Source organism: Streptomyces sp. (assembly GCF_035644915.1).
Lineage (GTDB): Bacteria > Actinomycetota > Actinomycetes > Streptomycetales > Streptomycetaceae > Streptomyces.
Window position 1 is genome coordinate 1 of the sequence record NZ_DASQNP010000037.1, and the last position, 1,851, is coordinate 1,851.

The 1,851-nt window shown below is 76.1% G+C and carries 4 protein-coding genes; 3 read left to right on the plus strand and 1 reads right to left on the minus strand.

The window, feature by feature from the left end; translation table 11 throughout:
• Both VE546_RS04335 and VE546_RS04340 read left to right on the plus strand, forming a co-directional pair.
• On the plus strand, window positions 1-296 hold a 296-nt coding region (locus VE546_RS04335), incomplete at its 5' end, for a PAS domain-containing protein (RefSeq protein WP_324918533.1).
• A complete protein-coding gene (locus tag VE546_RS04340; RefSeq protein WP_324918536.1) occupies window positions 293-1,261 on the plus strand; it encodes a threo-3-hydroxy-L-aspartate ammonia-lyase in 969 nt (322 codons plus the stop codon). The genes VE546_RS04335 and VE546_RS04340, both read left to right, overlap by 4 nt.
• 43 nt (window positions 1,262-1,304) lie before the next feature.
• On the opposite strand, the gene VE546_RS04345 is transcribed toward VE546_RS04340, so the two are convergent.
• The gene (locus VE546_RS04345) at window positions 1,305-1,580 is read right to left on the minus strand and encodes a hypothetical protein (protein WP_324918539.1); all 276 of its coding nucleotides are present in this window, start codon (window positions 1,578-1,580) and stop codon (window positions 1,305-1,307) included.
• A 104-nt stretch (window positions 1,581-1,684) separates the two neighbouring features.
• Here VE546_RS04345 and VE546_RS27940 point away from each other — a divergent pair.
• On the plus strand, window positions 1,685-1,851 hold a 167-nt coding region (locus tag VE546_RS27940), incomplete at its 3' end, for a cupin domain-containing protein (RefSeq protein WP_414720400.1).

The window sequence follows — 1,851 nt, forward strand, 5'->3', positions numbered from 1 at the left end:
GGGACGCGGTCATCGCCGCGCTCATCCCGGTCGCCGACGGCATCGCCGCGGCGCTGGGCTCGTTCTGCGAGGTGGTCGTCCACGACTTCCGCCGCCCGGAGAGGCCGGTGGTGGCCATCGCCGGTTCGGCCACCGGGCGCGAGGTCTTCGCCGTGCGCCGCGCGGTCGAGCAAGTCGCCGCCCGGCCGGGGGTCTCCCGCGCCTCCGCCCACCACTACCTCGCCCGGGCCAGGGCCGCATCCACCGCGGACGGCACCACGGCCGATCCCCTTCCCCCCGATGGAGCACCGAGATGACCACCACACCGCCGGTCACCCTGGACGACGTCCGCGACGCCGCCGCGCGGATCGAGGGCGTCGCCCACCGCACCCCCGTGCTGCGCTCGCGCACCCTGGACCGCCTGGTCGGTGCGGAGGTCTTCCTCAAGTGCGAGAACCTCCAGCGCGTGGGCGCCTTCAAGTTCCGCGGCGCCTACCACGCCGCCTCCCGCCTGGCCCCGGAGCAGGTGGCCCGGGGCCTGGCCGCCTACTCCTCGGGCAACCACGCCCAGGCCGTCGCCCTGGCCGCGCGGGAGCTGGGCACCACCGCGGTCATCCTCATGCCGGAGGACACCCCGCGGTCCAAGAAGGACGCCACCGCCGGCTACGGTGCGGAGATCGTCACCTACGACCGCTACACCGGCGACCGGGTCGCCCTCGGCGAGGCCCTGGCCGCCGACCGCGGGCTGACGCTCATCCCGCCGTACGAGCATCCGCACGTCATCGCCGGCCAGGGCACCGCCGCGCTGGAGCTGATCGAGGAGGTGGGCGAGCTGGACGCGCTGGTGGTACCGGTCGGCGGGGGCGGGCTGATCGCCGGCAGCGCCACGGCCGCCAAGGGCCTGCGGGCGGGGATCCGGGTGATCGGCGTCGAACCGGAGGCCGGGGACGACACCAAGCGGTCCCTGGAGGCGGGCCGGCGCGTGACCATACCCGTACCGCGCACCATCGCCGACGGCCAGGCCGCCGAGACCCCCGGGGAGCTGACCTTCTCCGTCAACCGGCGGCTGGTCGACGAGATCGCCCTGGTCACCGACGACCAGATCCGCGACGCGATGCGCTTCCTCTTCGAGCGGCTGAAGACCGTGGTGGAGCCCAGCGGCGCCACCGCCCTGGCCGCCCTGCTGGCCGGCCGCATCGCCCCCGTCCCGCGCCGGATCGGCGTCGTCCTCTCCGGCGGCAACATCGGCGCCCAGCGCTTCGCCGAACTCCTCGCAGGCTGACCGCAAGCCGCCCGGGGCGGTGCCTCCCGCGGAAGCACCGCCGTCAGCGGCGCAGGTCGCGGCGGTGTACGGGCATCAGCCCGCAGGCGTCGGAGTCGGGATCGAAGTCGTCGGCGCCGAAGAACGCCGGCACGCCGGCCACGGGGGAGAGGAACGGCGAGCGGAACCCGTGGGGCCGGCGCAGCACCGTCTGACCCGGACGCGGCCGGCCCCGGCCGGGCTCCCGCACCCGGCGGCGTCCGAACAGCGGCTTCCCCGGGCCGGCGCGGGGCAGCGGCGTGAGGAGCACGCGATCGGCGAAGGCCAGGGCGGCACGCATCCCGCCAGGAGGAGCCGGAGGACGGAGCCGGGCGCCTCCCCCGTCCGCCGCACGCCCGCCGCGTGTTCACCGATGCCGCCGGAACCGTCGAAGGAGCCACGTCCATGGATGCCGTCACCGGCAGCGGAACCCCGCCGGAGGAGCCCGCACTGGCCGCCGAACTCGGCCTGCAACCCCACCCGGAAGGCGGCTGGTACCGCCGGCTGTGGACCGCGGCGGAGGAGGTGGTCACCGCCCGCGGACCGCGGGCCGCCGCGACCGCCATCCACTA

Bases quoted from the DNA above. Each gene is read 5' to 3' on its own strand.
- VE546_RS04345 (WP_324918539.1), bottom strand. From the start codon at position 1,580: ATGCGTGCCGCCCTGGCCTTCGCCGATCGCGTGCTCCTCACGCCGCTG.
- VE546_RS04340 (WP_324918536.1), top strand. From the start codon at position 293: ATGACCACCACACCGCCGGTCACCCTGGACGACGTCCGCGACGCCGCC.